Raw genomic sequence first — 25,854 nt, 5'->3', positions numbered from 1 at the left:
ACATGCGATCGCAGCCGACACAATCGGCGCGAACTGAACCCACGGAGAAGACGATGAACAGACGCAGCGCGTCAGCGCTTACGCGGAGGCTTGGAGGGGGACGCGCGACGGAACTCTTCGATCACGTCGGCAAATTCGGAAACGTCCTCGAACCGGCGATAAACCGACGCGAAACGGACATAGGCGATCGTATCGAGGCCGCGCAGCTCGTTCATCACGAGTTCGCCGAGCTTCTCGCTACGCACTTCACGCTCGCCGGTTGCGAGCAGCTGATATTCGATGCGGGCGACCGCCGCGTCGATCGCGTCAGCCGCAACCGGCCGCTTGCGCAGCGCGAGTTGCATGCTGGCGACGATCTTGCGACGGTCGAATTCCGTGCGGCTGCCGTCCTTCTTCACGACGGCCGGCAGGTTCAGCTCGACCCGTTCGTACGTCGTGAAGCGCTTGTCGCAAGCCGAGCAACGACGGCGCCGACGAATCGCGGCGCCATCTTCGGACACGCGCGAGTCGACGACCTGCGTGTCCTCATGCCGGCAGAACGGGCAGCGCATGCCGGATCAGCGATAGACCGGGAAACGCTTGGTCAGCTCGGCCACTTGCGCGCGCACGCGCTCGATCGTCGCTGCATCTTCCGGGTTCTCGAGCACGTCGGCGATCAGGTTGCCGACCTTCTCCGCTTCCGCCGGTCCGAAGCCGCGCGTCGTCATCGCCGGCGAACCGAGGCGGATGCCGCTCGTCACGAACGGCTTTTCCGGATCGTTCGGGATCGCGTTCTTGTTGACCGTGATGTGCGCCGCACCGAGTGCCGCTTCCGCTGCCTTGCCCGTGATGTTCTTCGCGCGCAGGTCGACAAGCATCACGTGGCTTTCCGTGCGGCCCGACACGATCCGCAGGCCACGCTTGACCAGCGTTTCAGCCAGCACGCGTGCGTTCTCGACGACCTTCTGCTGATATTCCTTGAACTCCGGCGACAGTGCTTCCTTGAACGCCACCGCCTTGCCGGCGATCACGTGCATCAGCGGGCCGCCCTGGATGCCCGGGAAGATTGCCGAGTTGATCTGCTTCTCGTACTCGGCCTTCATCAGGATCACGCCGCCGCGCGGGCCGCGCAGGCTCTTGTGCGTCGTCGTCGTCACGAAGTCGGCGTGCGGCACCGGGTTCGGGTACACGCCCGCTGCGATCAGGCCCGCGTAGTGCGCCATGTCGACCATCAGGTACGCGCCGACCGACTTCGCGATCTTCGCCAGACGCTCGAAGTCGATCTTCAGCGCGAACGCCGATGCGCCCGCGACGATCAGCTTCGGCTTGTGCTCGTTTGCCAGCTTCTCGGCCGCGTCGTAGTCGATGTCTTCCTGTTCGTTCAGCCCGTAGCTGACGACGTTGAACCACTTGCCCGACATGTTCACCGGCGAGCCGTGCGTCAGGTGGCCACCATGCGCGAGGCTCATGCCCATGATCGTGTCGCCCGGCTTGAGCATCGCGAAGAACACGCCCTGGTTCGCCTGCGAACCCGAGTTCGGCTGCACGTTCGCGGCTTCCGCGCCGAACAGCTGCTTCACACGGTCGATCGCCAGTTGCTCGACCACGTCGACGTATTCACAGCCGCCGTAGTAGCGCTTGCCCGGATAACCTTCCGCGTACTTGTTCGTGAGCTGCGAACCCTGTGCGGCCATGACGGCCGGGCTCGTGTAGTTTTCCGACGCGATCAGCTCGATGTGGTCTTCCTGGCGGCGGTTTTCCTGCTCGATCGCTGCAAAGAGTTCGGGATCGACGTTCGCGATGGTGCTTTGGGCTCTGTCAAACATACGGTTTCCGTTAAGTGTGTACAGGTTGACCGGGGCGGCCGAGTACATTGCGCTGCTGGCGGAACCAGCTCGACGTGGCGGAAGAATCCGTATGACGCGAGACGGGACAGCCACCGGCGATGCACGCAACGGCGCACAACGGCTGCCCAGGCGAACGGCAAAAACGGCGCCCCGCGCTTCACGGTGGGATGCTCCACCTTGAACCCGAAGGGTTCTATCGCCAGTCACGCAGGGGTGATGAGCGCGTTAGTTTATTGGATGCGTCATGAATAGGCAACCGCGCGGCAGCGGCTCCGAAACAATAAGGGCCAGACTTTACGCACCCGTGCCGACGCGCTTTGGCGCCTTGCCGCGGTGCGGCAATCTCAGTAGGCTTGCGGGATACTATCCGCTACTTTGTTACCGACCAGGAGCAGCAATGATCGTGTTCGTCACAGGCGCGTCCGCCGGCTTCGGCGCCGCAATCGCCCGAGCCTTCGTCAACGGCGGCCATCGCGTCGTCGCAACCGCGCGCCGAAAGGATCGTCTCGATGCGCTCGCGGCCGAACTCGGCGAGGCACTGCTGCCGCTCGAGCTCGACGTGCGCGACCGCGCCGCAGTAGAAGCCTTGCCGGCCGCCCTTCCCGCCGAATTCGCGGCGCTCGACGTGCTCGTCAACAACGCCGGTCTCGCGCTCGGTGTCGAGCCGGCCCACAAGGCCAGCCTCGACGAGTGGCAAACCATGATCGATACGAACTGCTCGGGCCTCGTGACCGTCACGCACGCGTTGCTGCCCGGCATGATCGAGCGCGGCCGCGGCCATATCTTCAACCTCGGTTCGGTGGCCGGTACCTATCCGTATCCGGGCGGGAACGTATACGGCGCAACCAAGGCTTTCGTCAGACAATTCAGCCTCAACCTGCGCGCCGACCTGATCGGCACGCCGTTGCGCGTAACCGACATCGAGCCGGGCCTCTGCGGCGGCACGGAATTCTCGAACGTCCGCTTCCGCGGCGACGATGCGAAAGCGGCGAACGTCTACCAGAACGTCCAGCCCCTCACGGCCGAGGACATCGCCGACACGATCTACTGGATCGCGACGCGCCCCGCGCACGTCAACATCAACACGATCGAGATGATGCCGGTCGCCCAGGCCCCGGCCGGCCTCACGATCCATCGCGGCTGACGCGGCGGGCGCAGCCGCGGCCCGCCTCCGGCCGGCCTGCGGCATGCTACGCCGTACTACATTCCGTTACGAATCGGTTACGAATCCGGCCTCGGCCTTCCGGTAAAATGCGCGCCATGACTCAGCCTACCCGCTCCCCGGACGCGCACTCCGGCTTCACCTGGCCGGTACGCGTGTACTACGAGGACACCGACGCAGGCGGCATCGTCTTCTATGCCAACTACCTGAAATTCTTCGAGCGCGCTCGCACCGAATGGCTGCGCGCGTGCGGCATCGACCAGCGTCGGCTCGCCGACGACACGGGCGCGATCTTCATCGTCCGCAGCACGTCGCTCGACTACCGCGCTCCGGCGCGACTCGACGACACGCTGACGATCACGAGCCGGCCCGGACGCATCGGCCGCGCCTCGGTGGAATTCACGCAGGAAGCATGGCGTGGCGACACGCTGCTCGTCGCCGGGCACATCCGCCTCGGCTGCGTCGAACAGATCGGCATCCGGCCCGCGGCGATCCCGCCGGTCGTGCTCGACGCGCTGCAACGCGGGCCCGTCATCGACGCCGGGCAGACTGCCGTACTGTCAACGAAGCTCGGATGAGCACCGTTTAGACAAGGCCCATGAACTTGCCTTCCTGAATCGATACTAAGCAAGGTTCGGCGCCAGGCCAGGCCGGCGCGCCGCGCCACACGCATACCGTGCGCCCTCGCCGGACACCCCCGAAGGGACGTTACCCAAACCTCTATGAACACTTCTCAAGACCTGTCGATCATTTCCCTCGTCCTCAATGCGAGCGTGCTGGCCCAGGCCGTGATGGGGCTGCTGTTGCTGCTGTCGCTGATGTCGTGGACCTTCATCTTCCGCAAGTGGTTCGCGATCCGCCGCGCGCGCGCGCAGACCGAACGCTTCGAAAGGGATTTCTGGTCGGGCGGCGACCTGCAGGCGCTGTATCAGAGCGCGGCCAACAACCGTCACACGATCGGCGCGCTCGAGCGGATCTTCGAATCGGGGATGCGTGAATTCCTGAAGGCGAAGGAAAAGCGCATCAGCGACCCGGGCCTCGTGCTCGACGGGGCACGCCGCGCGATGCGCGCGTCGTTCCAGCGCGAAATGGACGTACTCGAAGCGAACCTCGCGTTCCTCGCGTCGGTCGGCTCGGTCAGCCCGTACATCGGCCTGTTCGGCACCGTCTGGGGGATCATGAACTCGTTCCGCGGCCTCGCGAACGTGCAGCAGGCGACGCTCGCGAACGTCGCGCCGGGCATCGCCGAGGCGCTCGTCGCCACCGCGATCGGCCTGTTCGCCGCGATTCCGGCGGTGGTCGCGTACAACCGCTACGCGCACGACATCGACCGCCTCGCGATCCGCTTCGAGACCTTCATCGAAGAGTTCTCGAACATCCTGCAGCGCCAGGCCCAGTAAGGAGCACGCCATGGCAGGAAGCCCCATTCGATCCAGCATGCGCGGCGGCCGCTCGCGCCGCGCGATGGCCGACATCAACGTCGTGCCGTACATCGACGTGATGCTGGTGCTGCTCGTGATCTTCATGGTCACGGCACCGCTCGTCGCCCCATCGATCATCAATCTGCCGACCGTCGGCAACGCAGCACCGCAGGAACAGACGCCCCCCGTCGTCGTCAACATCAAGGCCGACCGCACGATGAGCGTCAAGTACAAGAGCGACGCCGGCGCGACGCAGGAAGACACGATGACCAAGGCCGAGCTCGACAGCTTCATCTCGGCCCGGCAGGCTGACCATCCCGACCAGCCCGTCGTGATCGCGGCCGACAAGACCGTGCAGTACGATGCGGTCATGACCGTGATGTCGGACCTGAAGGCGCGCGGCGTCAAGCGCGTCGGCCTCCTCGTCAAATCGCAATGAACCGGCAGCAATCCACGCGCGGCAACGCCTACCCGTCTCAGCCCCCGCGCGAGCGCGGCACCTGGCGCGCGTTCGCGCTCGCCGCGCTGATGCACGTGCTGCTCGCGCTGTTCCTCTATCACGGCGTGCAGTGGCAGAACAGCACGCCGGCCGGCTCCGAGGCCGAGCTGTGGACCGAGGTGCCCGACGTCCCCGCGCCGCGGCCCGTCGTCACGCCCGCGCCGCCCGCGAAGCTCGCACCGCCCCCTCCCCCGGTCCGGGACGAGCAGGCGGACATCGCGCTGCAGCAGAAGAAACGGCAGCAGGAAGCGGCCGCGCGCGAAGCGCAGCTCGAGCAGCAGCGCCGCGCGCAGCAACTGAAGGCCCAGCAAGAGGAAACCCGGCGCGAGCAGCTCGCGGCCCAGCAGGCTGCCGCGCTCGCCGCGCAGAAGGCCGCCGAGCGCGAACGGCAGAAGCAGGCGGACAAGCTCAAGCAACAACAGCTCGTGGAGCAGCAGAAGCTCGAACAACAGAAACTCCAGCAGCAGAAACAGCAGCAACAGAAGCAGGCGCAGCTGGAAGCGCAGCAGGCAGCGAAGGCCAGGGCCGACGCGGCCGCGAAGGCGAAGGCGGAAGCCCAGGCCAAGGCGAAGGCTGAAGCGACGGCGCGCGCGAAGGCCGACGCGGCAGCGAAGGCGAAGCTCGACCGTGAGCGCAACGCGCGCCTCGCGCAGATGCAGGGCATGTCCGGCGCCGGCGAAGGTGGCGGCGAGGGCCTCGCGAAAAGCGGCACCGGCACGGGCTCCGGCGGCAATGCCGCATCGCCCGGCTATCCCGACAAGGTGCGTCGCCGCGTGAAGCCGAACATCGTCTGGGGCGGCGAGCGCGCGGGTCTGACGACCGTCGTCGCGATCCGCTGCACGCCGTCGGGCGACGTGCTCAGTGTTTCGATCCGCCGTTCGAGCGGAAATTCGGGGTGGGATCAAGCCGTGGTCAATGCGATCCAGTCGTCGGTCCCATTGCCGCCCGATTCTAACGGTCGTACCCCGTCCGACATTACGATTACCTTCAAGGCGGCGGAGTGATCGCAAATGCGCTTACACTCCGTGCGTCGCTGCCGGACGGGAACGAATCGGGTATTTTTACTGTCTCTGCGGTTGCGCAGCGATCCAAGTCACATGGGAAGCAAGAAGCATGAGTTTGATGACGAAACTAGGTTTCAGGGCACTCGTGGCCTCGTGTCTGATTGCGGCCGGCGGCGCCGCTAACGCGCAGGTCAACGTGCTGATCACCGGCGTCGGTTCGACCCAGTTCCCCATCGCCACCGCGAACTTCGCGAACGAGGCAGGCCTGCCGCAGCAGGTCACGTCGATCGTCCGCTCCGACCTCGCCCGTAGCGGCAAATTCACCAACATCGACGCGGGCAGCACGCCCGTGCCCGAGACCGCATCGGTCGATCTCGGCGCATGGAAGGCCAAGGGCGCGAATGCGTTCGTCGCCGGCAGCGTGAACCGCGAAGCGAACGGCCAGTACAAGGTGAACTTCATCCTGTACGACACCGTGAAGCAGCAAAGCCTCGGCGGCCTGTCGCTGACGGCCACCGACACCACGCTGCGCACGGCCGGCCACAAGATCGCCGACTACATCTACCAGAAGCTGCTCGGCGTGCGCGGCGTGTTCGCCACGCGCCTGTCGTACGTGATCAAGACGGGTAACCGCTACCAGCTGCAGATCTCGGATTCGGACGGCCAGAACCCGCGCATCGCGCTGTCGAGCACCGAGCCGATCATCTCGCCGTCGTGGTCGCCGAGCGGCACGAAGGTCGCGTACGTGTCGTTCGAGCGCAAGAAGCCGATCGTCTACATCCATGACCTGCCGACCGGCCGCCGCTACATCGTCTCCGACCAGAAGGGCAACAACAGCGCGCCGGCGTGGTCGCCGGACAGCAACACGCTGGCCGTCGCCCTGTCGCTGACGGGCAATACGCAAATCTATACGGTCAATGCAACCGGTGGCGGTCTGCACCGGCTCACGCAGAGCAGCTCGATCGATACCGAGCCGTTCTACTCGCCGGACGGCCGCTGGATCTATTTCACGAGCGATCGCGGCGGCGCGCCGCAGATCTACCGGATGCCCGCGCAAGGCGAAAGCGCCGGCGCGGCACAACGCGTGACCTTCACCGGCAGCTACAACACCAGCCCGCGCATCAGCCCGGACGGCAAGCTGCTCGCCTACATCTCCCGCACGGGTGGGGGGTTCAAGCTGTACGTTCAGGATCTGCAATCCGGGGCGGCGAACGCCGTCACGAATACCAATCGCGACGAATCGCCGAGCTTCGCGGCAAATGGCCAGTACCTTCTCTACGCGACCCAGTCGGGTGGTCGTAACGTGCTGGCAGCAGTGCCCTCCGACGGCAGCGCGCCGCCGCAAATCCTGTCCGTCCAGGGCGGCTCCGTTCGCGAGCCGTCGTGGGGGCCCTTCATGCAATGACCACAAGGAGAGTAACCATGATGTCGAATAAAGCTCGTCTGGCCCTGGCCGTGATGATGATCAGCGCGCTCGCAGCGTGCAAGTCGGGTGTGAAGCTCGACGACAAGGCCAACGCAGGTGCGATGAGCACGCAGCCGAGCGCCGACAACGTCGCGCAAGTGAACGTCGATCCGCTGAACGACCCGAACAGCCCGCTCGCAAAGCGCAGCATCTACTTCGACTTCGACAGCTATTCGGTGAAGGACGAGTACCAGCCGCTGATGCAGCAACACGCTCAGTACCTGAAGAGCCATCCGCAGCGTCACGTGCTGATCCAGGGCAACACCGACGAGCGCGGCACGAGCGAGTACAACCTCGCGCTGGGCCAGAAGCGTGCGGAAGCTGTCCGCCGCGCGATGGCACTGCTCGGCGTGAACGACTCGCAGATGGAAGCCGTGAGCCTCGGCAAGGAAAAGCCGCAAGCAGCGGGGCACGACGAAGCATCGTGGGCGCAGAACCGTCGCGCCGACCTCGTCTACCAACAGTAAGTAACGGAAGAGTTGCCGTATGACGCACCGTGTATCCTGGCTGCGCATCGCCGCAGCGTTCTGCGTCGTCGGCGCGGCGTGGTCGGCCGCGCCGGCGCACGCCGGCATGTTCGACGACAACGAGGCGCGCCGCGCCGTGCTCGATCTGCGCAGCAAGAGCGACAACCTGTCCAGCCAGCTGTCGGCCGCCCAGCGTACGATCCTCGATCAATCCGGCCGTATCGACCAGCTGAACCAGCAGGTCGCGACGCTGCGCGGCGAGAACGAGGATCTGACGAACCGGCTGACGACGCTCGAACGGCAGCAGAAGGAGTACTACCAGGATCTCGACACGCGGCTCAAGAAGTTCGAGCCGCAACAGGCGACGATCGATGGTGTCGAAGGCACCGTGCAGCCGGGTGAAACGGATGCGCTCAGCGCGGCGCAGCAGCAATTCCGCAACGGCAACTTCAAGGCTGCCGCGGCCTCGTTCCGCAGCTTCATCGCGAAGTATCCGCAGAGCCCGTACCAGCCGACCGCGCAGTACTGGCTCGGCAATGCGCAATACGCGCTGCGCGACTACCGCGGCTCGACCGCGACGTGGCAAGCGATCGTGAGCAAGTATCCGCAGCATCCGCGCGCGGCCGACGCGCTCGTCGCGATCGGGACGAACCAGCTCGAGCAAGGCCAGAAGGCGGCCGCGAAGAAGACGTTCGAGCAGGTCGTGTCGCAGTACGCCGGATCGAACGCTGCGCAGACCGCGCAGGGCAAGATCGAGAGCATCAAATAAATTACCGTGTCGAATTGTTGACAGCCCTTCAATTCGCCGATATAATTTTTTGCTCTTCGGGTCGTTGAGCAAGTTGTCAGCGCAACGGACCGACCGGTTTCAAGAACGTGGGGTGGTAACTCAGTTGGTTAGAGTATCTGACTTTTAATCAGAGAGTCGAGGGTTCGAGTCCCTCCCACCCTACCAACTATCTTTGATAGTGCAATAAAAGCCTCCCGAGTGGAGGCTTTTTTGCGTCTGCTTCCTGCAGTATTGCGCTCGGCATCTCGATGATGCTCGCGCCGCTTTCGACGAAGTCGATCGAACGCGGAGCCGGCGCGTGCCATGCGACACAGGCGGCCCGCTCCGGCGCCCGCTTCGCGTGGCGTCACCGTCACTCCTGAACGGTCGGCGCGGAATCCGCGTCGGTGAAGCGCGGCTTGGCGCGCTGCATGTCGCGCGTATTCTTCTGCACGGTCACCGCACCGAACGAACAGCACGAGCACGAACGACATCGCGTAGAAGCCCTTCTCGCTCGATTGCAGCGTCGCATTGAAGAATGCCGACGACCAGCAGCACGATCGCGAGCAACAGCGCGACCCAGCCGTTGTGTCTTGTTCGAAATCGTTTTCATCGGAATACATTTCGCGCATGGTAGCCGCGTTGCCGCGCCACACGACGATCGCGCTGCCGGTCTTACGTGTCCCGCTGCGCGCGCCGCCAGCGCCCCGGCGTCGTGCCGAGCACCGCACGAAACGCCTTGCCGAACGCCGCCTCGGACTGATAGCCGACCGCCTGCCCGATCTCCGCCTGGCCGCGCTGCGTGTCCTGCAGCAGCGCGCATGCATGCATCATCCGGATCTGCGCGACGAACGCGCCCACGCTCATCCCGGCCTTCTCGCGGAAATGCCGCGCATAGGTCGCGCGCGACATCGCGGATGCCGCGCCGAGCGATTCGACCGTCCACGCTTGCGCCGGCGCCTGCAGCACGGCCTGGACCGACGGGCCGAGCCGCGCATCGGCAGCCAGCGCGAGCCAGCCGGCCGGCACGCGCGCATCGCGGCCGTACGCACGCAACGCGTAGGCGAGCAATGCCTGCCCCAGCGCATTCACGATCGCGCGCGCACCCGGCTGCGCGCTCGATGCTTCGGCACGCAGCACGCTCGTCAGCAGTTGCAGCGACGCGGGCCCCGACGCCGCGCGCAGCCCGACATGCAGCACCCGCGGTAACGTACGCATCAGCAATTCACCTGCGCCGCGCGCATAAATGAAGCGCCCGCAGAGCAGGTCGACGCTCGCATCGGCCGGATCCGCGGGATCGCGATTCGACTTGACCGGCAGCACCGCGCCGCCGGCCGCGCCCGGTTCGCGCAGCGACGCGACCGGCTGCCGCGCGCCGCCACCCCCGACATCGGACAAATCGTGCGGGTCGCCCGCCGGCAGCAGCACGAAGTCGCCGTCGGCCAGCCGCAGCGTGCGCCCGTCGGCCGTGCGCAGCCGGCACGTTCCGGACAGCAGCAGGTGAAACGCCGCCTCGCCGGGCGGCAACGGATCGTGCGGCATCGCGAACGGGCCGTCGAGCAGGCAGCGCACGTCGAGCTCGACATGGCTGCGACCCAGCGACAACAGTTGACTCAATGCGTCCATGAGACGTTTGCGCTAAAAATTGACACTCTAGCGTATCGAAACCCTCAGCGCGAACGCTCAGAATAAGTCCTGCATCGCCCGAGATCGCGGCATCCGCCGCCTGATCCACCTCTTCTCGAAAGGACGCATCATGCTGAACTGGAACGAATACCGGAAGGAACTCACGACGCGCATCGGCGACATCGCGAAGCTCTCGCCCGACACGCTGGCCGGCTACAAGGCGCTGTCCGGCGCCGGCGCCAAGACAGGCCATCTCGACGCGAAGACGCGCGAACTGATCGCGCTCGCGGTGGCCGTCACGACGCGCTGCGACGGCTGTATCGCGGTGCACACGGCCGAAGCCGCGAAGCATGGCGCAACCAAGGAGGAAGTGGCCGAGGCGCTCGGCGTCGCGATCGCGCTGAATGCGGGCGCGGCGCTCGTCTATTCGGCCCGCGTGATGGACGCGCTCGGCGAGTGACGCGCACCTGAAGGGTGCGGCGCCCGCCGCATCCTTCGCGGACGATCGCCGGCGCAGCCGGCCAGCCGGCGGACGCGGCGCGGTCGCGTACGCCGGCGCCGCGAAGTCGGCTACCATGCGCGAGAAGATTCATCGCGAAGGAGCGCTCCATGTGCCGCTGGCTCGCCTATACGGGTAATCCGATCCATCTCGAGACCGTACTGTTTCGCGCGAAGCATTCGCTGATCGACCAGAGCCTGCATTCGGAGCTGGGCGCCACGACCACCAACGGCGACGGGTTCGGCATCGGCTGGTACGGCCGCCCAGAGGAACTGCCGTTCCGCTATCGGTCCGTGCATCCCGCATGGAACGACCGCAACCTGCGCGAAGCCGCGCGCGCGATCCGCTCGCGGATGTTCATCGCGCATATCCGCGCGGCAACCGACACGCCCGTCCAGGAAACCAACTGCCATCCGTTCCGCCACGGCCGCTGGCTGTTCGCGCACAACGGGCTGATTCGCGATTTCCACAAGCTGCGCCGCGACCTGACGATGAAGGTCGACCCGGCACTGTTCCCGACGATCGAAGGGACGACCGACTCCGAACTGATGTTCCGTCTCGCGCTGACCTTCGGCCTCGAGCAGACGCCGCTGCCGGCGCTCGAACGGATGGTCGGCATGGTCGAGGAAACCGCCGCGCGATACCGCGTTGCCGAGCCGCTCAACATGACGATCTGCGCGACGGACGGTGAGCGGATCATCGCGGTGCGCTACTCGAGCGAACGGCAATCGCGCTCGCTGTTCCACAGCACGTCGTTCAAGCATCTGCACGAACTCTATCCGCACAATCCGCGCATCGCGGAAGCGGGCGACGACGCGTTCATGGTCGTGTCGGAGCCGCTCGTCGACTTGCGCGGCGCATGGGAGGAAGTGCCGGAAAGCATGGCGATCGTCGCGCAGGGGGCGGATGTGCAGCAGCGGCCGTTCAATCCGCGGCATAAGTAGGCCGCGACGGCGGGTGCACCGTCAGCCGCGGCGCGTGAGCCGCATGCGGACCGAAGCGAGTTCGGCGGGCAGCCGGCGCGAGCGCTGACGCGACCGCGTCAGCACGGCAAAGCCGAGCCGCTCGTACAGTTCGCGGGCACGCACATTCCGGGTCAGCACGTCGAGCACGATTTCTCGGCTGCGGTCGTCCGGCACCGCACCGGTCTCGAGCGCGTCGCGCAGCAGTGCGGTGAAGATGCCCGTGCCGCGCTGCCGCTCGTCCGTCGCGCAATGCGCGATGAGGATCTGCGCACGTTTCGGCGCCGGAATCTCCGTTTCGAGCACCAGCCCGCGCAGCAACTGGCCGATCGCGCGGCGCACGCCGAAAAAGCGCGCCAGGGCCCACACGACGTGAAGGTCGTCGAACATCGTCCGGCGCCCGTCATGGATGGCCATCACGGCCTGTACCGTGCCGTCGGCGCCGACCGCGACCCGATGCCGGCGCCATGAGAACCGGCCGTGACGCGAGCGGAACGCCTGTTGCAGGAACGCAATGCAGCGCGCGTCGCTTTCACCGAGGAAGAAGCCGAATTCGCCGACACCGGATGCGAACACGAGCGGCGCGCATGCCGCCGCATCGTCCGCGCAAGCGGCGCGAAACGGTGTCGACGCATCGGCATGCGGCGCGTCGAAGGATGGTGCGAGCGCCGCGGCGGGCATCACGTTGCCCGCCCCGCCAGGCGGGCCAGCACGGCGACGGTCCTGCTGATCTGCGCCGGCGCGTGCGTCGAGCAGATGAAGAAACGCAGGCGCGCGGCCTTCTCCTCCACGGCCGGATAGAAGATCGGCTGCACGTTGATCCCTTCGTCGAACATCGCGTTGGCCCACTGCGCGGCTTTCAGCGAACTGCCGGTGATCACCGGCACGACCGCATAGCCGGCGCTCGTGCCGGTGTCGAGCCCGGCGGCGCGCGCCTCGGTCAGGAACTGCCGGCCGCGTGCCTGCAATTGCGCCACCCGCTGCGGTTCGGCCTGCAGGCGTTCGAGCGCGGCCAGCGACGCTTCTGCGAGCGTCGGCGCGAGTCCGACGCTGTAGAGAAAGCCCGGCGCCAGATGGCGCAGCATGTCAACGAGCGGCTGGCAGCCGGCGATGAAACCACCGCAACCGGCCAGCGTCTTGCTCATCGTGCCCATCCACATGTCGACCTGGTCGGGCGCGACCGTGCAATGCTCGCGGATGCCCTTGCCCGTCGCACCGAGCACGCCGAGCGAATGCGCTTCGTCGACCAGCAGGAACGCGCCGTGGCGCGTCTTCACGTCGACGAAACGCTGCAGGTCCGGAAAATCGCCATCCATGCTGTACAGCCCTTCGATCGCGATCAGCACGTGCCGGTATTCGCGCCGCACGCGCGACAGCAGTGCGTCGAGCGCCTGCCAGTCGTTGTGCGCGAAGCTCAACCGCTTCGCGCCGCTCAGCTGCGCGCCCTGCACGATGCTGTTGTGCGCGAGCGCGTCGTGGACGATCAGGTCGCCGGGGCCGAACAGCGCACCGATCACGGTCACGTTGGTCGCGTGGCCGCTCACGAACGCGACGCAATCGTCGGTCTCGTAGAACGCAGCCAGCGCGCGCTCGAGGTCGCGCTGCACCGGACGCTCGCCCGCGACCATCCGGCTCGCGGACGCCGACGTACCATAGCGATCGATCGCGGCCTTCGCCCGCTCGGATACGGCCGGATCGCCGGCGAGACCGAGATAGTTGTAGTTCGCGAAGTTCACGTATTCGCGACCGCCGATCTGCGTGGTCGCGCCGGCGATGCCGTCATGCACGCGGAAGAACGGCGAGTCGACGCGCAGCTTCTCGCCCATCTCGCGCATGATCCTGACCTGCTGATACTGCGGCATCGATTCGAAACGGCTGCGCGCCGACGCGGCCTGTGCCGCCGGTGCAGCGGGCACGCCGGGCGCCGCGACGGCTTCCGTCGCGCGCTCCAGCTGCCGTTTCAGGGCTTTCGCCGCCAGTTGCTGGCGAAGAGTTTCTCCGAGTGCCATTGCTTCGTTCGCGGTTTGCCGCGAATCCGTTACGAGGTATGAGGTGTCGCTTGTCGTTTCAACAGGCGCCGATTCAGGCTTCGGCGAACTCGGCCCACCGCCAGGCATCGCGGTCGGCGAGCAGCGCATCGATCAGCCGGAAATTCATTTCGTGGCTCGGCCGCACCGCGCTCACGCGCGCAAGCAGCGGTGCCCCGGCCAGCGCGAGATCGCCGACCAGGTCGAGCACCCGATGCCGGACGAACTCCTCCGGCAGCCGCATTCCACCGAGCACGCGATTGCCGACGATCGACGCCGTACATGACGGCCGAGCGCCGCGCAGGATCGGCACGCCGCGCACATAGCCGGCGATGATCGCCGGCACGGCCCATTTCACACGCCCGTACGAGCGCGACGGTGCGATTTCGGTCGCAAACGCATCCGGCGTCAGCACGCCATCCCAGTGCATGTCGCCGAAGCCGCGCAAGTCGTTCCGCACGCTCAGCTCGTAGCGCGCGGCCGGCTCGATCCGCATTTCGCGTCGCTGATCGCCTGCGCCGTCCGCGACTACGACGGGCCGCAGCACACGGATGAAGCGCTTCGGCGCATCGAGCGCGAGACGGCCGCATGCGCGGATCGCGTCGACCCACGGCGCGGCGCTGCCATCGAGAATCGGCACTTCCTCCGCATCGAGTTCGACGATCGCGTGATCGATCTCGCATGCGAGCAGCGACGCGAGCAGATGCTCGATCGTGCGCACGCCAACCCCGTCGGCGTTGCGCAGCATCGTGCAAAGTGGTTGAGCGCGACGCAGGGCGGGATCGACTTCGAGCACACCGAGTTCGCGTCCGTTGCGCATCCGCCGAAACACGATCCCGTGCCGGCCGTCCGCCGGCGTGACCGGGTGAATCCGCACCTGCACGCGCCGACCGGTATGCAGACCGTGGCCCGACAACGCGAGTGGCCGCGCCAGCGTTCCCGCGCTCGGCTGCCAACCCGATGGCAGCTTGACTCGAGCGGTCTCCGCGTCGACCGACCCGCCTGCGCCTCTCGATTCGTTCAATTTGAACCCCGCTCGAGCTCGGCCCGCGCTTCGTCACCCAACGCGTGCCGCGCGACCAGCACTTCCGCCAGCTCGTCCGCTGCCGCGACGTTCTCGCCGCCGCCCTGCGCATCGAGCAACTCGACGATGCGCTCGGCCAGCGTATGCACCGTCGCGCCTTCCGCGATCGCCATGATCGACAGCTTGACGCCGAAGGTCTCCTCGACGGCCATGCCGAGCTCCATGCCCATCAGCGAGTCCATCCCGAGATCCAGCACCGACCGGCCGGCATCGACGCGCTCCGGCGACATGTGCAGAATCCGCGCGATCTGGCCGCGCAGCGCCGACTCGACGAGCGCGACGGCCTCGGCCGTCGACAACGTTCGCAATTGCTCCAGCAACACGCGATCCTCGCTCGACGCCTCGACCGCCCCACCCGTTTGCAATGCCGCGTAACGGCGCGCGTGCGCGGCCGGCATGCCGCGCGAGATGGCGCCCCAGTCGAGACGCACGACCGCTTCGCCGGCGCTCCCTTGCACAAGCGCGCGTTCGAGCGCGCCCATCGCCTCGTCCGACGTGATCGACGCACCGCCGATCCGCGACTGCAACGCCTCGCGCGTGTCGGCGTTGCGCGCGAGGAAACCGACGTCCTCGATCGGCCCCCATGCCATGAACATCGCCGGCAGCCCCGCCGCGCGACGATGTGCGACCAGCGCCTCGAGGAAGCCGTTGGCGGCCACATATGCACCCTGCCCCGGATTGCCGAGATAGGTCGTCGCTGACGAGTACACGACGAAGAAATCGAGCGCACATCGCCGCGTCGCGCGATGCAGGTTCCATGCACCGGCCACCTTCGGTTCGAGCACGGCCGCAAAGCGCGCGTCATCGACGTTGCGCAGCAGACCGTCGTCGATCTGCATCGCCGAATGCAGCACACCCTTGAGCGGCGTCCCGCGACGCTCGATCTCTTCGATGAGGGTTTCCAGCGCCGCGCTGTCGGTCACGTCGCATCGTGCGACCGACACGTGCGCGCCGAGCGCGTCGCGCCAGCGATCGGCTTCGGCCTGCATCGCGGCGCCCAGTGCGCCGCCGCGACTCGCGAGTGTCAGGTGCCGTGCGCCGCGCTCGATCATCCAGCGCGCGGTCGCGAAACCCAGCCCGCCGGTGCCCCCGACGATCAGGTACGCCGCCTGCGGGTCGAGCCGCAGGGTCGGCACCGCGACGCCGCGCGTCGGTACCGGCGTGCCCGACGGATAGGTGACCAGCACCTTGCCGATCTGGCGCGCCTGCTGCATGTAGCGGAACGCTTCCTCCGCACGCGCGGCCGGGAACGCGCGGTACGGCAGCGGATGCAGCACGCCGCCCGAGAACAGGTCCATCACTTCCTCGAACAGTCGCGTCGTCAGCGACGGCAGCACGCCCATCAGCTGATCGGCGTCGATGCCGAAATAGCTGATGTTATTGCGGAACGGCCGCAGGCCGATCTGGCTGTTCTCGTAGAAGTCACGCTTGCCGAGTTCGAGGAAACGGCCGAATGGACGCAGCGTATCGATGCTGCGCACCATCGCTTCGCCGGCGAGCGAATTGAGCACGATGTCGACGCCTTCGCCGTGCGTGCGCGCGAGGATCTCGTCGGCGAACGCGAGGCTGCGCGAATCGAACACGCGGTCGACGCCGAGCAGGCGAATGAACTCGCGCTTCTCGTCGCTGCCGGCGGTCGCGAAGACTTCCGCGCCAAGATGTCGCGCGATCTGGATCGCCGCGATGCCGACTCCGCCCGCACCGCCGTGCACGAGCACGCGCTCGCCGCGTCGCAGCCGCGCCAATTCGCACAACGCGTAGTACGCGGTGAAGAATGTCGTCGGGACCGTGGCGGCCTCCTCGAACGACATCGTGTCGGGCTTGCGTGCAATCGCGGTTGCGCGCGTGACCACGCGTGTCGCGAACGATGCCGGCGCGAAACCGAGCACGGCGTCGCCCGGTACGAAACCGTCAACGCCCGGGCCGATCCGGACCACGCGCCCCGACATCTCCATGCCGATCGTCGCGCCCGCGAAGCCCGTCTCGACCGCCTCGTCGGACAGCAGCCCCATCGCATACATCACGTCGCGGAAATTGAGCCCGGTCGCCATCGGTTCGATCTCGACCTCGCCGGCGGCGAGATCGTGTGCTGGCATCGCGAACCATTCGAGGTTGCGCAACGAACCCGGCATGTCGAATGCGAGCCGTGCTCCCGGGTGGTCCGATGCAGGCGGTAGCGCGTTGTCACGCTCGGCCGCCTGCGCAGCCGGCAGCATGCGCGGCACGTAGCGGCCCTGCGGTGCCAGCAGCACTTCCTCTTCGCCATCGTCGCCGAGCAGCGCCATCGCAAGCTGCAGCGTCGGTCGTTCGACGGCCTGATCGACGTCGATCAGACGGATCGGCAGCGTCGGATACTCGTTCGCGATCACGCGGCCGAGGCCCCACAACGTTCCGTGCTCGGGATGCGCCGACGCACCGGCCGCGAACGGCGCACCGCCGCGCGTCACGACGCACAGCCGACCGCGTTCCGACGCGCCCGCCGCCTCGAGATCGCGCACGAGCGATGCCAGTGCGAGCGCGCCGTCGTGCTGCGCATGCATCACGGCCGCACCGTCGGCCGAGTCGAGCGATGCAAGCGGCGCCACGAACACGACATGCGCCGGATGCTCTGCCGGCTGACGCGCCGACCATGCGGCGGCGTCACGCACCGATGCCGATTCGACCCGGCAACCGAGCCGCTCGAGCTCGCCCGCCAAGGAAATGCCGAACGCGTCGTCACCGTCTTGCGCGATCAACCAGTGCGCCGCGTCGCTCGTCGCCATGCGACGCGCGAGATCCGCGTCGTGCGATGCGATAGCCACCGGTTCGTCGGCGAATGGCTTGCGTGCGGCGATGAAGGTCGGCACGCCTTCGAGATCGAGGCCTTGTTCGGTATCGCGCACCACGTCGACGAGCCCGGCGCGTTCACACATCGCGACGATCGCGGCTGGCGCCAGCGTGCCGTACGCACCGGCGGACACTTCGCCGCCGGCCATGCCGAACACGATGTCGGAGAACCGGCTTCGCCGCCCTTCCGTGATGGCGACCAGGCCGCCCGGTGCGAGCCGTTCGGTGATCGCCGTCAGCGCGGCGAGCGGATCCGGGTGATCGCCCAGCATCCGGTTGACGATCACGACGTCGAACGGCGTCGTATCGCAACATTGCGCGAACAACGGCGCGTCGGTCGCAAACGCCAGCGTTCGTACCTGCGCGTGCGCTTCTGCATCGAACCCGGCGAGCTGCTGCTGCGTACCTGCCAGCAGGTATTCGCAGCGACCGGCCGGCACGTCAACGTCGAGCGGTTGCAGCACGTCGCCGCTCGCGGCACCGATCTCCAGCACACGCAAGCGCCGTGCATCCGGCCACGCTGCGATCGCCTGCGTCACGCAGGCGGCGAGCAGCGCGCGTGCATGCGCCCAGGTCGGCGACGCATCGAAGAACTGCTCGACCAGACTGCGCCCGGTCGACGACAGCAGCGCGCGCTCGGACGACGCGTCGCTCAGCACGCGCGGCAACGCCGCGCCGACGTGCGCCAGCAACGTCAGTTCGGCGACATGGGCCGGCGATGCCGCCAGCACGTCGCGCCACAGCGCGTCGCGCGCGGGCATCGCCGCGCAGGCTTCGTCATCGCGAACCAGACGATCGCCGTCGAAACGGGCCAGCCCGTCTTCGACGACGATCTCCGCCAGACGGGCGACCTGTTGCGGGTGCGTGCCCATCGGCAGCCCCGGCTGGGCGAAGACGCCAAGCGCATCCAGCGCGTCGAGCGCATGCAGACCGGCGAGCACGTCGAGCAGCGGCAGCATTTCGGTCAGATGCTGCGTGCGGCGCGCGCGGTCTTCGCGCGCCGCGACATGCGCGTTCGCACGCTCGACGAGCATACCCGGCTGTGGCAGTGCCGCGGCCGTGTAACCGCCCGGCAGCGGCCGCGCCTCGAGCACGTAGGCAAAGCGCGCCGGCGCGCCGTGACGGCGCCCGGCGAGATCGACGCGACGGAAGCGGCACGCGGCAAGGCGCGCGACGATCCTGCCGCTGGCATCGATGAATTCGAACGATGCGACGATCGAATGCGGGCTGCGGCGGTGAATGCGCGCCAGCACGCGACGAATCGATTCGCCGCTCAGGAAATCGACGCGGCCGATCTGGACCGGAACAAATGCCGCATGCGCATCGTCCGGTGCGGCGCCGGCCTGCCCCAGCACCGCGAACAGCGGATGGAAACCGCTGTCCATCAGCGCGGGATGCAGCAGATAGTCCGCCTGCGCACGCGCGTCGGCCAGGACCGTCGGCACCTCGAGCTCGGCAAGCGCGTCGTCGCCCGACACGCACAGCGACCGCACCCAGCGGAACGCCGGGCCGTAGCTGAGGCCGATCGCCGCCGTGCCCGCATACAGCGCGTCACCGGATAGCACCGGACGCGATTGCAGCCGGGCGATCACGGACGCCTCCGGCATGCTGTCCGCATCGAGCGTATTGCCGCTTTCGAGCAGGCGCCCCGTCACGTTCAGGTTCCACGGGCCGTCTGTCATCCGGTCGCGCGTCTCGATCGTAAACGACGCGGTGCGCACGTCGATCGCGAACCGGAACAACTTTGCGTGCTGCGGCTGGAACACGACCGGCATGCGGATCTCGACGTTCTCGATGGCCACATCCGGCGTCCCGAAGAACGTGCGCGCCGCCGCGAGCGCCATTTCGACATAACCGGCACCGGGGAACGCGACGCCACCGTCGACGACGTGATCGGCGAGCATCGCCACGCGCTGTGGATCGAGCTGGTTCTCCCAGGCGAACGCATGCTCGTGCAGGCGATAGCCGAGCAGCGGATGATCGACGCGGCGGTTCACGAGCCCGTAACCTTCGACGCTCGGCACCAGCCAGTAACGCTCACGCTGCCACGGATAGGTCGGCAGCGCGGCGTGCGGCGCGTCGGGCACGAAGCGGTCGAGATCGACGCGCGCGCCTTGCGCAACCGCCGACAGGACCGAATGGGCGAGCATCTCCGCGCTATCGTGCTGGCGCTTGAGCGTCGGCACGACGACGCCCGACGCAACGCGCGCCGCAAGCGTCTGCTTCACGTAGGTGCGCAGGATCGAGTGCGGCGCGATCTCGACGAACACGCGCACGCGATCGTCGGCCAGGCGGGAAATTGCGTCGCCGAAACGAACCGGCTCGCGAATGTTGCGCCACCAATAGCCCGCGTCGAGCGCGGTGCCCGACAGCGTGTCGCCGGTCACCGTCGACACGAATCGCGTATGCGTCTCGCGCGGCGCGAGATCGGCCAGCCCGTCGCGCACGACCGGCTCGATCGCGTCCATGCGGCTGCTGTGGAACGCGTAATCGAGGTCGAGCATCTGGTAGAAATGGCCCGCGTCCGCAAGCGCCGCGCCGATTGCTTCCAGCGCAGCTTGCGAACCGGCGAGCGTCACTGACTCGGGGCTGTTGGTGCCGGCAATTTCGATGGCGGCGCCGAGTTCGAGACGCGCGATCCAGTCGCGCGCCGCGGCTTCGCCGATGCCGGCCGCCGCCATCCTGCCTGCGCCACGCGTGAGACCCTGTGCCCCGCTGCGGATCCGGATCACGCGCACGGCTTCGGCGAGCGTGAGTGCACCCGACGCCCAGGCCGCGGCGATCTCGCCGACACTGTGGCCGACCGCCGCGTCGAAGCGGATGCCGCGCGCGGTCAGCACACGCGTGATGCCGACCTGCATCGCGAACAGCAGCGGCTGCGCGTTCTCGGTCGCGGCAAGCCATGCGGCGTCGACACCTTCGCACATGACTTCGACGAGCGACGCGTTGCCGTCTGCACGCCAGAGCGCATCGACTTCGTCGAGTGCCGCGCGAAACACGGCGTCCTCGCCATAGAGCCGCTTGCCCATCCCGGCCCATTGACTGCCGTTGCCCGCATAAACGAACGCGACCGGCGCGTCGCCTTCGACGGCCTGCCCCTGCACCGCGCACGCCGGCAGCCCGCGCGCCGACGGCTCGGCAAGTGCGGCGAGCGCGGCCAGCCCTTCGGCCCGATCTGCCGGCGCGATGACCGCGCGATGCTCGAGCCACTGGCGGCGCCGTGCGGCGGCAGCCGCGAGTGCGGCCCAGTCGGCACCCGACTGCAGACGTGCGAGATAGCGCGCAGCGACGGCCGCCAGCGCAGCCGGTGAACGTGCGGTGAGGACGAGCGGCGGCAACGGTGCATCGATCCTTGCCGCCGCCTGTGCGGTGGGCGCGGGTGCCGCTGCTTCGGTGATGACGACGTGCGCATTCGTGCCGCCAAAGCCGAACGAGTTGATGCCGATCGTCAGCGGGGCTTCGCCGCGCTCGAGCGGCGTGAACCGATCGACCACGCGCAAGCGGCCCCCGTCGAAATCGATGCCGGGATTCGGCGTATCGAAATGCAGCGAGCGCGGCACCGCACGATGCTTCAGGCACAGCACCGCCTTCAGCAGGCCCGCCATTCCCGATGCCGTTTCGAGGTGCCCGATATTGGTCTTGACCGAACCGATCAGCAGCGGATCGGATTCGGGCCGGCCGCCCGACACCGCATCGATCAACGCACGCGCCTCGATCGGATCGCCGACCGCCGTGCCCGTTCCGTGTGCCTCGAGATACGCGAGCGTGCGCGGATCGATGCCCGCGCGCCGATACACGGCGCGCAGCAGGTCCGCCTGCGTCGCCGCGGCCGGCACGTTGATGCCGCCATGCGAATGGCCATCCGAATTCACGCCCGATCCGGCGATGACCGCGTGGATCGTATCGCCGTCGGCCAGCGCCTGATCGAGCGGCTTGAGCAGCACGAACGCACCGCCCTCGGCACGCACGTAGCCGTCGCCGGTCGCGTCGAACGCACGGCAGCGGCCGCGCGGCGACAGCATCGACGCCTTCGAGAAACTGACGAATCCGAACGGGTGCAGCAGCAGGTTCACGCCGCCGGCCAGCGCCATCGCGGTCTCGCCCGACTGCAGCGCCCGGACCGCCTGATGGAGCGCGACGAGCGAAGACGAGCATGCGGTGTCGACCGACATGCTCGGGCCGCGCAGGTCGAACAGGTAGGACACGCGGTTCGACGCAATGCTGAGCGTGTTGCCGGTTGCCGAATACGGATCGATCGTGTTCATGTCGTCCATATTGCGGTTGCCGTAATCCATGCCCGCCACACCGACGAACACGCCGCAGTCGCGGCCGCGCATCGCAGCCGGACGCACGCCGGCGTCCTCGAACGCCTCCCACGCGAGTTCGAGCAGCAGCCGCTGCTGCGGATCCATTTGCGCGGCCTCGCGCGGCGAGATGCCGAAGAATTCGGCGTCGAAGCCCGCGACGTCATCGACGACGCCCGCGGCGAACGTGTAGCTCTTTCCCGGCTCGCGCTTCGACGGGTGCTGGTAGAACGTCGTACCGAAACGGTCCGGTGGGATGGCGGTCACGGCATCGCGTTCGCTGCACAGGAGTTGCCAGAAGTCGCCGGGACTCTCGACGCTACCGGGGAACCGGCACGCCATCCCGATGATCGCTATTTGCTTGTTCATGCTCTTTCTGCTTTGGCCAGCGCATCGCGATCACACGCGCGCGGCTCGTTCGAATAGGTGATGGCCGACATCAGCAGTCGGCCCAATTCTTCTGCGCGAATATCCTGTCCGCGGGCATCGGCGCTCGCGTCGTTCTTCCAGACGAAATAATCGCTGCGATCGGGCAGGACACCGAGCTTGTCGAATACGCGCCGCAACGCCGGTACGTGATCGCCGTAGAAGCAGACGATCGTCTCGCGGTCGCTTCGCCTCAGATGGTCGAGCAGTCGCTCGATCATCCGGTTCGCGTTATCCAGGTGACGCAGGTAGGCAGTCAGGTCGTGCCACGCGTCGTCTTCGCCGAGCGCATGGTAGCGGGCGGCTTCGCCCGCGGCCACGGCTTCGAGATGCAGTGGCCCGTGATTCTCCATCGTCATCGCGAAGATGAACGCGGGATGCTCGCGCGGTGCGTCCAGCACGTCGATGATCGCGTCGGCGACGGCCGTGTCCGCAACATACTGCCCGGCGCGCGGACGACCGTCGAAGCCGCGGATGTCCATGAATGCATCGAAGTGCATCAGCGGAAACACGCGATCGCGCCCGAAGAAATCCGCGTGGTACGGGTGAATCGCAATCGTCCTGTAGCCACCGCGCCTGAACCACCCCGCAAGCGACGGGCACATCTTGCGTAGAAATGCGTAGGGATAGAAGCGCGCATAGCCGAGTCGTTCGGGCGGTATTCCGGTGAGGACGGCAAACTCCGTGCGCATCGTATTCGCGCCCCATGCGGGAACGACCAGCGTGCCGTGCGCGACCGCTTCGCGGCGTGCACGGTCGAACCCCGCCATCAGCGATGGTGCGACCGCCGACGTCGCGCGCCGGATATCGAAGAACGACTCGCTCTGAATCACGATGACGTCGGGCCTGCGCGGCGGCGAGCCGGCCACGTACTGGCTCGTACCTGCCGCGGCATCGAACGTCTTCAGCGTCGCGGGACGCAGACCATTGAGCAGATACGCGACGAACACCGCGAAAAAACCGTACCGCTGCTGGTCCACCGTCGCATCGAGTGTCAACGGCAAGCGCGCCGCCACGCGCGCGGCAATCAGCAGACAGGCTAGCGCGACGGCGGCGGCAATCGTTCGCGGCGGCGCATCCGCATGGTCGAGCAGGCAACCTGCAACGAGCAGCACGACGCCGGCTGCAATCGCGACCACCTTGCCAACGCTCAGAAACGGCAGATAGAGGCGCGGATGGGCAAACAACTGGCTGAACAGGCTGAGATCGGTAAAGACGAAGGGCTCGCGCAGAGATTCGAACTTCGCGTTGCTGATGGCCGCCAGCAGCGCCACCAGCGCGGCAGCGATGCCTGCGGAAAACACCGGCCGCGACGTGGCCACCAGCACGCACGCCCCGACGAACGACACGGCCAACCCATGCAGAAACACGGCACGCAACGGCCTGCGCAACGGCGCACGCGGCACCGCGACGGCGTCGAGGCCGAACGAGGCGGCCAATGCGATCGCGAAAACGAGTACCAGCGTGCCGGACATGCTAGCGGCCCTCGCGTGGCAAATACGACAGCTTGCCGAGAATCGCATCGGCGACCAGCGCCGGCGCCAGCGTCAACAATCGCATTCCGAGCGCGAGCGTGCCCGGAAACGCGATTTCTGCGCGGCCTGCATGCAGCCTGCGGCGGATATGCCGCGCGGCGCGATCGGCCGACCACATGAACGGCTTGTCGCCGGGAAAGACGTCGCTCATCGCGGTCTTCACGAATCCGGGCAGTACGATCGACATCCGGATGCCGTCGCGCGCCAGCAGGGGCCGCACGGAATCGCCATACGCCTTGATCGCCGCCTTGCTCGCACAATACGCGGGCGAAATCGCCATGCCGCGCAACGCCGCGAGCGAACTGATCATCGCAACGTGGCCGCGACGGCGCGCGCGCATGCGGGCGATCACCGGCAGCACCGCATGCAACGCACCGTACAGATTCGTATCGACCACCACGGTCGTGCGTTCGAGCTCTTCCCAATCGTCGGCATGCGCCAGCGTACTCGCAACGCCCGCGTTCGCGATCAACAGATCGATCGGATGCGCGTCGTCGAACGCGTCCAGCCACGTGCGCAGCGCTTCGGCATCGCACACGTCGACACGACCGCATTCAACAATCGCGCCACGCGCCCGACAGGCCGTCGCCACGTCGTCGAGACGCGCCGCGTCGCGGCCGATCAATCCGACGACGACGCCGGGTACCGCATAGGCCAGCGCCAGCGCGCGCCCGAGTCCGGCCGTCGCGCCGGTGATCACGACATGACGCGGTTCACGCGAACGCATGATTGACCTCCACCCTGGTTGCCTCCAGTCGTCGCACGGCGCCTTCCACCGCCATGTCGATGCCGGTATCCGTATAGAAGTCGCCGTTGATCTGCGTGTGATGAATCACATAATCCAGAAACGCGTGGAACAGGTCTTCGTCAGGCCGTTCGGCATGCTCCCAGAAGCTGTCGAGGCCGCCTTGCCACGTCAGTCCCGGCATGTCGTAGATCGCCACGCCGAGCGCGATCAGCGGGCAATGGTGGTAAAGCGCCGACATCCCGGTCGTACTGTTGACCAGCACCACGCCGCGCGTGTGATCGAGCAGCGTGGGCAAATGGCCGGCGTCGATGAACGACACGCGATCGGCGATGCCGAGCTCGCGCGCAAGCTGCCGGACGCGTCCGCGATAATCGAACGCGCCCGTGTCCAGCGGATGGTTTTTGACCAGCAAGTCGTGTCCGGCGGGCGCGTGCTGCGCGAACGACTGCAGTACGAGGTCGATCGATGCGCGCACGCTTCCGAATGGCGAATGATGGACGATTTGCGCGTCCGCGTTGACCTGGAGCGGAAACAGATAATAGGGCCGGCCGGCGAGCATGCGCCGTGTCACTCGCTCGGCTTCGCGATCGAATATCGGTTGTTTCAGCGCGCGTGTCGCCAGCCCCGCATATTCGACGAAGCCGTTGCGCGGACGATGGCTGCGATAATTCGGGAAACGGGACCGATATAGTGTATTGGCCGCACGATAGCGCATGTCGTGATACGCACGGACGGCCAGTCGATATCCTGTGGCGTGCCCGAGATCGCGCGGCGGCGTTACGCTGCGCTGATCCAGATACCACGCCGGATCGCGCGGCAGCAGCGAACGCCCATTGACCCCGTGGCGCTCAAGCGTCAGCCAATGCGGACGCACGTAACCTTCCTCGAATACATGCGCGGCGACGCCGTGATCGCGGGCGACAGGATGCACGGGCCGGTGAATGGCCCGGCAGTCGCCGAACAGGATCACGTCCGTCACGTCGCCGGTTCGCAGCGTTGTCGCATACCACGCGGCAAGCTCGTCTGGATGCGCGGTGTAATCGCTCGCAGCGCCATTTCCGGAATAGACCAGGTCTCCTCCACAGAAATTTATCCTGCGAACGCGATGGCCGCGACCCCGCAACGCATCGGCCAATCGGCTAAAGAACGGCGATGCCGTGCCTTGCAGAACCAGAAAAGAGCGTCGCATTATTAATAAGATTTA

General features: G+C 67.0%; 20 protein-coding genes, 1 tRNA gene, 1 pseudogene and 1 riboswitch. Of the genes and pseudogenes, 11 read left to right on the top strand and 11 right to left on the bottom strand.

All coding sequences use genetic code 11. From position 1 onward, the window contains the following. Positions 1-71: 71 nt before the first annotated feature. Positions 72-551 carry a transcriptional regulator NrdR gene (gene nrdR, locus U5A56_RS01265; RefSeq protein WP_006760615.1) on the bottom strand — a complete coding sequence of 160 codons (480 nt, stop codon included), beginning with the start codon at positions 549-551 and terminating at the stop codon, positions 72-74. 6 nt (positions 552-557) lie between these two features. Continuing rightward, complete coding sequence (gene glyA / locus U5A56_RS01260) at positions 558-1,805, bottom strand: serine hydroxymethyltransferase (protein WP_321920745.1); 1,248 nt, start codon at positions 1,803-1,805, stop codon at positions 558-560. Between the two features lie 137 nt (positions 1,806-1,942). Beyond that, positions 1,943-2,043: riboswitch (ZMP/ZTP riboswitch) on the bottom strand. Positions 2,044-2,223: 180 nt separating this feature from the next. Here glyA and U5A56_RS01255 point away from each other — a divergent pair. The 9 genes from U5A56_RS01255 to U5A56_RS01215 all read left to right on the top strand — a co-directional run bounded on the left by U5A56_RS01255 (position 2,224) and on the right by U5A56_RS01215 (position 8,799). Beyond that, the gene (locus U5A56_RS01255) at positions 2,224-2,970 is read left to right on the top strand and encodes an SDR family NAD(P)-dependent oxidoreductase (RefSeq protein WP_321920909.1); all 747 of its coding nucleotides are present in this window, start codon (positions 2,224-2,226) and stop codon (positions 2,968-2,970) included. 107 nt (positions 2,971-3,077) lie between these two features. Beyond that, positions 3,078-3,566 (top strand): tol-pal system-associated acyl-CoA thioesterase, encoded by a 489-nt coding sequence (ybgC, locus tag U5A56_RS01250; RefSeq protein WP_044844093.1) that lies wholly within the window; start codon positions 3,078-3,080, stop codon positions 3,564-3,566. Between the two features lie 144 nt (positions 3,567-3,710). Beyond that, positions 3,711-4,388: a protein TolQ gene (tolQ, locus tag U5A56_RS01245; protein ID WP_010091489.1), complete on the top strand. Its 678-nt coding sequence runs from the start codon at positions 3,711-3,713 to the stop codon at positions 4,386-4,388. A 10-nt stretch (positions 4,389-4,398) separates the two neighbouring features. Beyond that, the gene (gene tolR / locus U5A56_RS01240) at positions 4,399-4,848 is read left to right on the top strand and encodes a protein TolR (RefSeq protein WP_124487921.1); all 450 of its coding nucleotides are present in this window, start codon (positions 4,399-4,401) and stop codon (positions 4,846-4,848) included. Further along, the gene (tolA, locus tag U5A56_RS01235) at positions 4,845-5,912 is read left to right on the top strand and encodes a cell envelope integrity protein TolA (protein ID WP_321920744.1); all 1,068 of its coding nucleotides are present in this window, start codon (positions 4,845-4,847) and stop codon (positions 5,910-5,912) included. The genes tolR and tolA overlap by 4 nt, the downstream gene beginning before the upstream one ends. Before the next feature lie 109 nt (positions 5,913-6,021). Next, a complete protein-coding gene (gene tolB / locus U5A56_RS01230; RefSeq protein WP_044844090.1) occupies positions 6,022-7,317 on the top strand; it encodes a Tol-Pal system beta propeller repeat protein TolB in 1,296 nt (431 codons plus the stop codon). 17 nt (positions 7,318-7,334) lie between these two features. Continuing rightward, a complete protein-coding gene (gene pal / locus U5A56_RS01225) occupies positions 7,335-7,844 on the top strand; it encodes a peptidoglycan-associated lipoprotein Pal (protein WP_044844089.1) in 510 nt (169 codons plus the stop codon). 19 nt (positions 7,845-7,863) lie between these two features. Continuing rightward, on the top strand, positions 7,864-8,613 hold the full coding sequence (gene ybgF / locus U5A56_RS01220) for a tol-pal system protein YbgF (protein ID WP_124487923.1): 750 nt from the start codon (positions 7,864-7,866) through the stop codon (positions 8,611-8,613). A 109-nt stretch (positions 8,614-8,722) separates the two neighbouring features. Next, positions 8,723-8,799 (top strand) — tRNA-Lys (locus U5A56_RS01215). Between the two features lie 187 nt (positions 8,800-8,986). Here U5A56_RS01215 and U5A56_RS37110 read toward each other — a convergent pair. Then, a pseudogene (locus tag U5A56_RS37110) lies at positions 8,987-9,195 on the bottom strand (YiaA/YiaB family inner membrane protein); the annotation flags it as partial. 93 nt (positions 9,196-9,288) lie between these two features. Next, positions 9,289-10,239 (bottom strand): AraC family transcriptional regulator, encoded by a 951-nt coding sequence (locus U5A56_RS01210; protein ID WP_321920743.1) that lies wholly within the window; start codon positions 10,237-10,239, stop codon positions 9,289-9,291. A 130-nt stretch (positions 10,240-10,369) separates the two neighbouring features. Here U5A56_RS01210 and U5A56_RS01205 point away from each other — a divergent pair, with 130 nt between their 5' ends. Both U5A56_RS01205 and U5A56_RS01200 read left to right on the top strand, forming a co-directional pair. Next, positions 10,370-10,699 (top strand): carboxymuconolactone decarboxylase family protein, encoded by a 330-nt coding sequence (locus tag U5A56_RS01205; RefSeq protein ID WP_044844086.1) that lies wholly within the window; start codon positions 10,370-10,372, stop codon positions 10,697-10,699. A 149-nt stretch (positions 10,700-10,848) separates the two neighbouring features. Beyond that, positions 10,849-11,682, top strand: coding sequence for a class II glutamine amidotransferase (locus tag U5A56_RS01200; protein WP_044844085.1), 834 nt, complete (start codon positions 10,849-10,851; stop codon positions 11,680-11,682). A gap of 21 nt (positions 11,683-11,703) precedes the next feature. Here U5A56_RS01200 and U5A56_RS01195 read toward each other — a convergent pair whose 3' ends face one another. The 7 genes from U5A56_RS01195 to U5A56_RS01165 form a co-directional block, all read right to left on the bottom strand. Next, a complete protein-coding gene (locus U5A56_RS01195) occupies positions 11,704-12,381 on the bottom strand; it encodes a GNAT family N-acetyltransferase (RefSeq protein ID WP_044844080.1) in 678 nt (225 codons plus the stop codon). Then, positions 12,381-13,709: an aminotransferase class I/II-fold pyridoxal phosphate-dependent enzyme gene (locus tag U5A56_RS01190; protein WP_321920742.1), complete on the bottom strand. Its 1,329-nt coding sequence runs from the start codon at positions 13,707-13,709 to the stop codon at positions 12,381-12,383. Before U5A56_RS01190 ends, U5A56_RS01195 begins: the two co-directional genes overlap by 1 nt. Before the next feature lie 73 nt (positions 13,710-13,782). Beyond that, entirely contained in the window at positions 13,783-14,751 is a 969-nt protein-coding gene (locus tag U5A56_RS01185) for a UDP-3-O-acyl N-acetylglycosamine deacetylase (RefSeq protein WP_321920741.1), read from the bottom strand. Beyond that, a complete protein-coding gene (locus tag U5A56_RS01180) occupies positions 14,748-22,310 on the bottom strand; it encodes an SDR family NAD(P)-dependent oxidoreductase (protein WP_321920740.1) in 7,563 nt (2,520 codons plus the stop codon). The genes U5A56_RS01185 and U5A56_RS01180 overlap by 4 nt, the downstream gene beginning before the upstream one ends. After that, positions 22,307-23,842 carry an LTA synthase family protein gene (locus U5A56_RS01175; protein WP_321920739.1) on the bottom strand — a complete coding sequence of 512 codons (1,536 nt, stop codon included), beginning with the start codon at positions 23,840-23,842 and terminating at the stop codon, positions 22,307-22,309. The genes U5A56_RS01180 and U5A56_RS01175 overlap by 4 nt, the downstream gene beginning before the upstream one ends. A gap of 1 nt (position 23,843) precedes the next feature. Continuing rightward, complete coding sequence (locus tag U5A56_RS01170) at positions 23,844-24,629, bottom strand: SDR family NAD(P)-dependent oxidoreductase (protein ID WP_257768807.1); 786 nt, start codon at positions 24,627-24,629, stop codon at positions 23,844-23,846. After that, positions 24,616-25,839, bottom strand: coding sequence for a capsular biosynthesis protein (locus U5A56_RS01165; protein WP_321920738.1), 1,224 nt, complete (start codon positions 25,837-25,839; stop codon positions 24,616-24,618). Before U5A56_RS01165 ends, U5A56_RS01170 begins: the two co-directional genes overlap by 14 nt. Positions 25,840-25,854 lie beyond the last annotated feature (15 nt).

Source organism: Burkholderia sp. BCC1998, from assembly GCF_905339875.1.
Taxonomy (GTDB): Bacteria; Pseudomonadota; Gammaproteobacteria; order Burkholderiales; family Burkholderiaceae; genus Burkholderia.
The sequence above is the reverse complement of the archived record's forward strand: the minus strand, read 5'-3'. Positions and strand labels throughout refer to the sequence as shown.

What these genes read in the sequence shown, in the direction of transcription:
- nrdR (WP_006760615.1), bottom strand. Translation starts at nt 551, where the DNA reads ATGCGCTGCCCGTTCTGCCGGCATGAGGACACGCAGGTCGTCGACTCG.
- glyA (WP_321920745.1), bottom strand. Translation starts at nt 1,805, where the DNA reads ATGTTTGACAGAGCCCAAAGCACCATCGCGAACGTCGATCCCGAACTC.
- U5A56_RS01255 (WP_321920909.1), top strand. Translation starts at nt 2,224, where the DNA reads ATGATCGTGTTCGTCACAGGCGCGTCCGCCGGCTTCGGCGCCGCAATC.
- ybgC (WP_044844093.1), top strand. Translation starts at nt 3,078, where the DNA reads ATGCGCGCCATGACTCAGCCTACCCGCTCCCCGGACGCGCACTCCGGC.
- tolQ (WP_010091489.1), top strand. Translation starts at nt 3,711, where the DNA reads ATGAACACTTCTCAAGACCTGTCGATCATTTCCCTCGTCCTCAATGCG.
- tolR (WP_124487921.1), top strand. Translation starts at nt 4,399, where the DNA reads ATGGCAGGAAGCCCCATTCGATCCAGCATGCGCGGCGGCCGCTCGCGC.
- tolA (WP_321920744.1), top strand. Translation starts at nt 4,845, where the DNA reads ATGAACCGGCAGCAATCCACGCGCGGCAACGCCTACCCGTCTCAGCCC.
- tolB (WP_044844090.1), top strand. Translation starts at nt 6,022, where the DNA reads ATGAGTTTGATGACGAAACTAGGTTTCAGGGCACTCGTGGCCTCGTGT.
- pal (WP_044844089.1), top strand. Translation starts at nt 7,335, where the DNA reads ATGATGTCGAATAAAGCTCGTCTGGCCCTGGCCGTGATGATGATCAGC.
- ybgF (WP_124487923.1), top strand. Translation starts at nt 7,864, where the DNA reads ATGACGCACCGTGTATCCTGGCTGCGCATCGCCGCAGCGTTCTGCGTC.
- U5A56_RS01210 (WP_321920743.1), bottom strand. Translation starts at nt 10,239, where the DNA reads ATGGACGCATTGAGTCAACTGTTGTCGCTGGGTCGCAGCCATGTCGAG.
- U5A56_RS01205 (WP_044844086.1), top strand. Translation starts at nt 10,370, where the DNA reads ATGCTGAACTGGAACGAATACCGGAAGGAACTCACGACGCGCATCGGC.
- U5A56_RS01200 (WP_044844085.1), top strand. Translation starts at nt 10,849, where the DNA reads ATGTGCCGCTGGCTCGCCTATACGGGTAATCCGATCCATCTCGAGACC.
- U5A56_RS01195 (WP_044844080.1), bottom strand. Translation starts at nt 12,381, where the DNA reads ATGCCCGCCGCGGCGCTCGCACCATCCTTCGACGCGCCGCATGCCGAT.
- U5A56_RS01190 (WP_321920742.1), bottom strand. Translation starts at nt 13,709, where the DNA reads ATGGCACTCGGAGAAACTCTTCGCCAGCAACTGGCGGCGAAAGCCCTG.
- U5A56_RS01180 (WP_321920740.1), bottom strand. Translation starts at nt 22,310, where the DNA reads ATGAACAAGCAAATAGCGATCATCGGGATGGCGTGCCGGTTCCCCGGT.
- U5A56_RS01175 (WP_321920739.1), bottom strand. Translation starts at nt 23,842, where the DNA reads ATGTCCGGCACGCTGGTACTCGTTTTCGCGATCGCATTGGCCGCCTCG.
- U5A56_RS01170 (WP_257768807.1), bottom strand. Translation starts at nt 24,629, where the DNA reads ATGCGTTCGCGTGAACCGCGTCATGTCGTGATCACCGGCGCGACGGCC.
- U5A56_RS01165 (WP_321920738.1), bottom strand. Translation starts at nt 25,839, where the DNA reads ATGCGACGCTCTTTTCTGGTTCTGCAAGGCACGGCATCGCCGTTCTTT.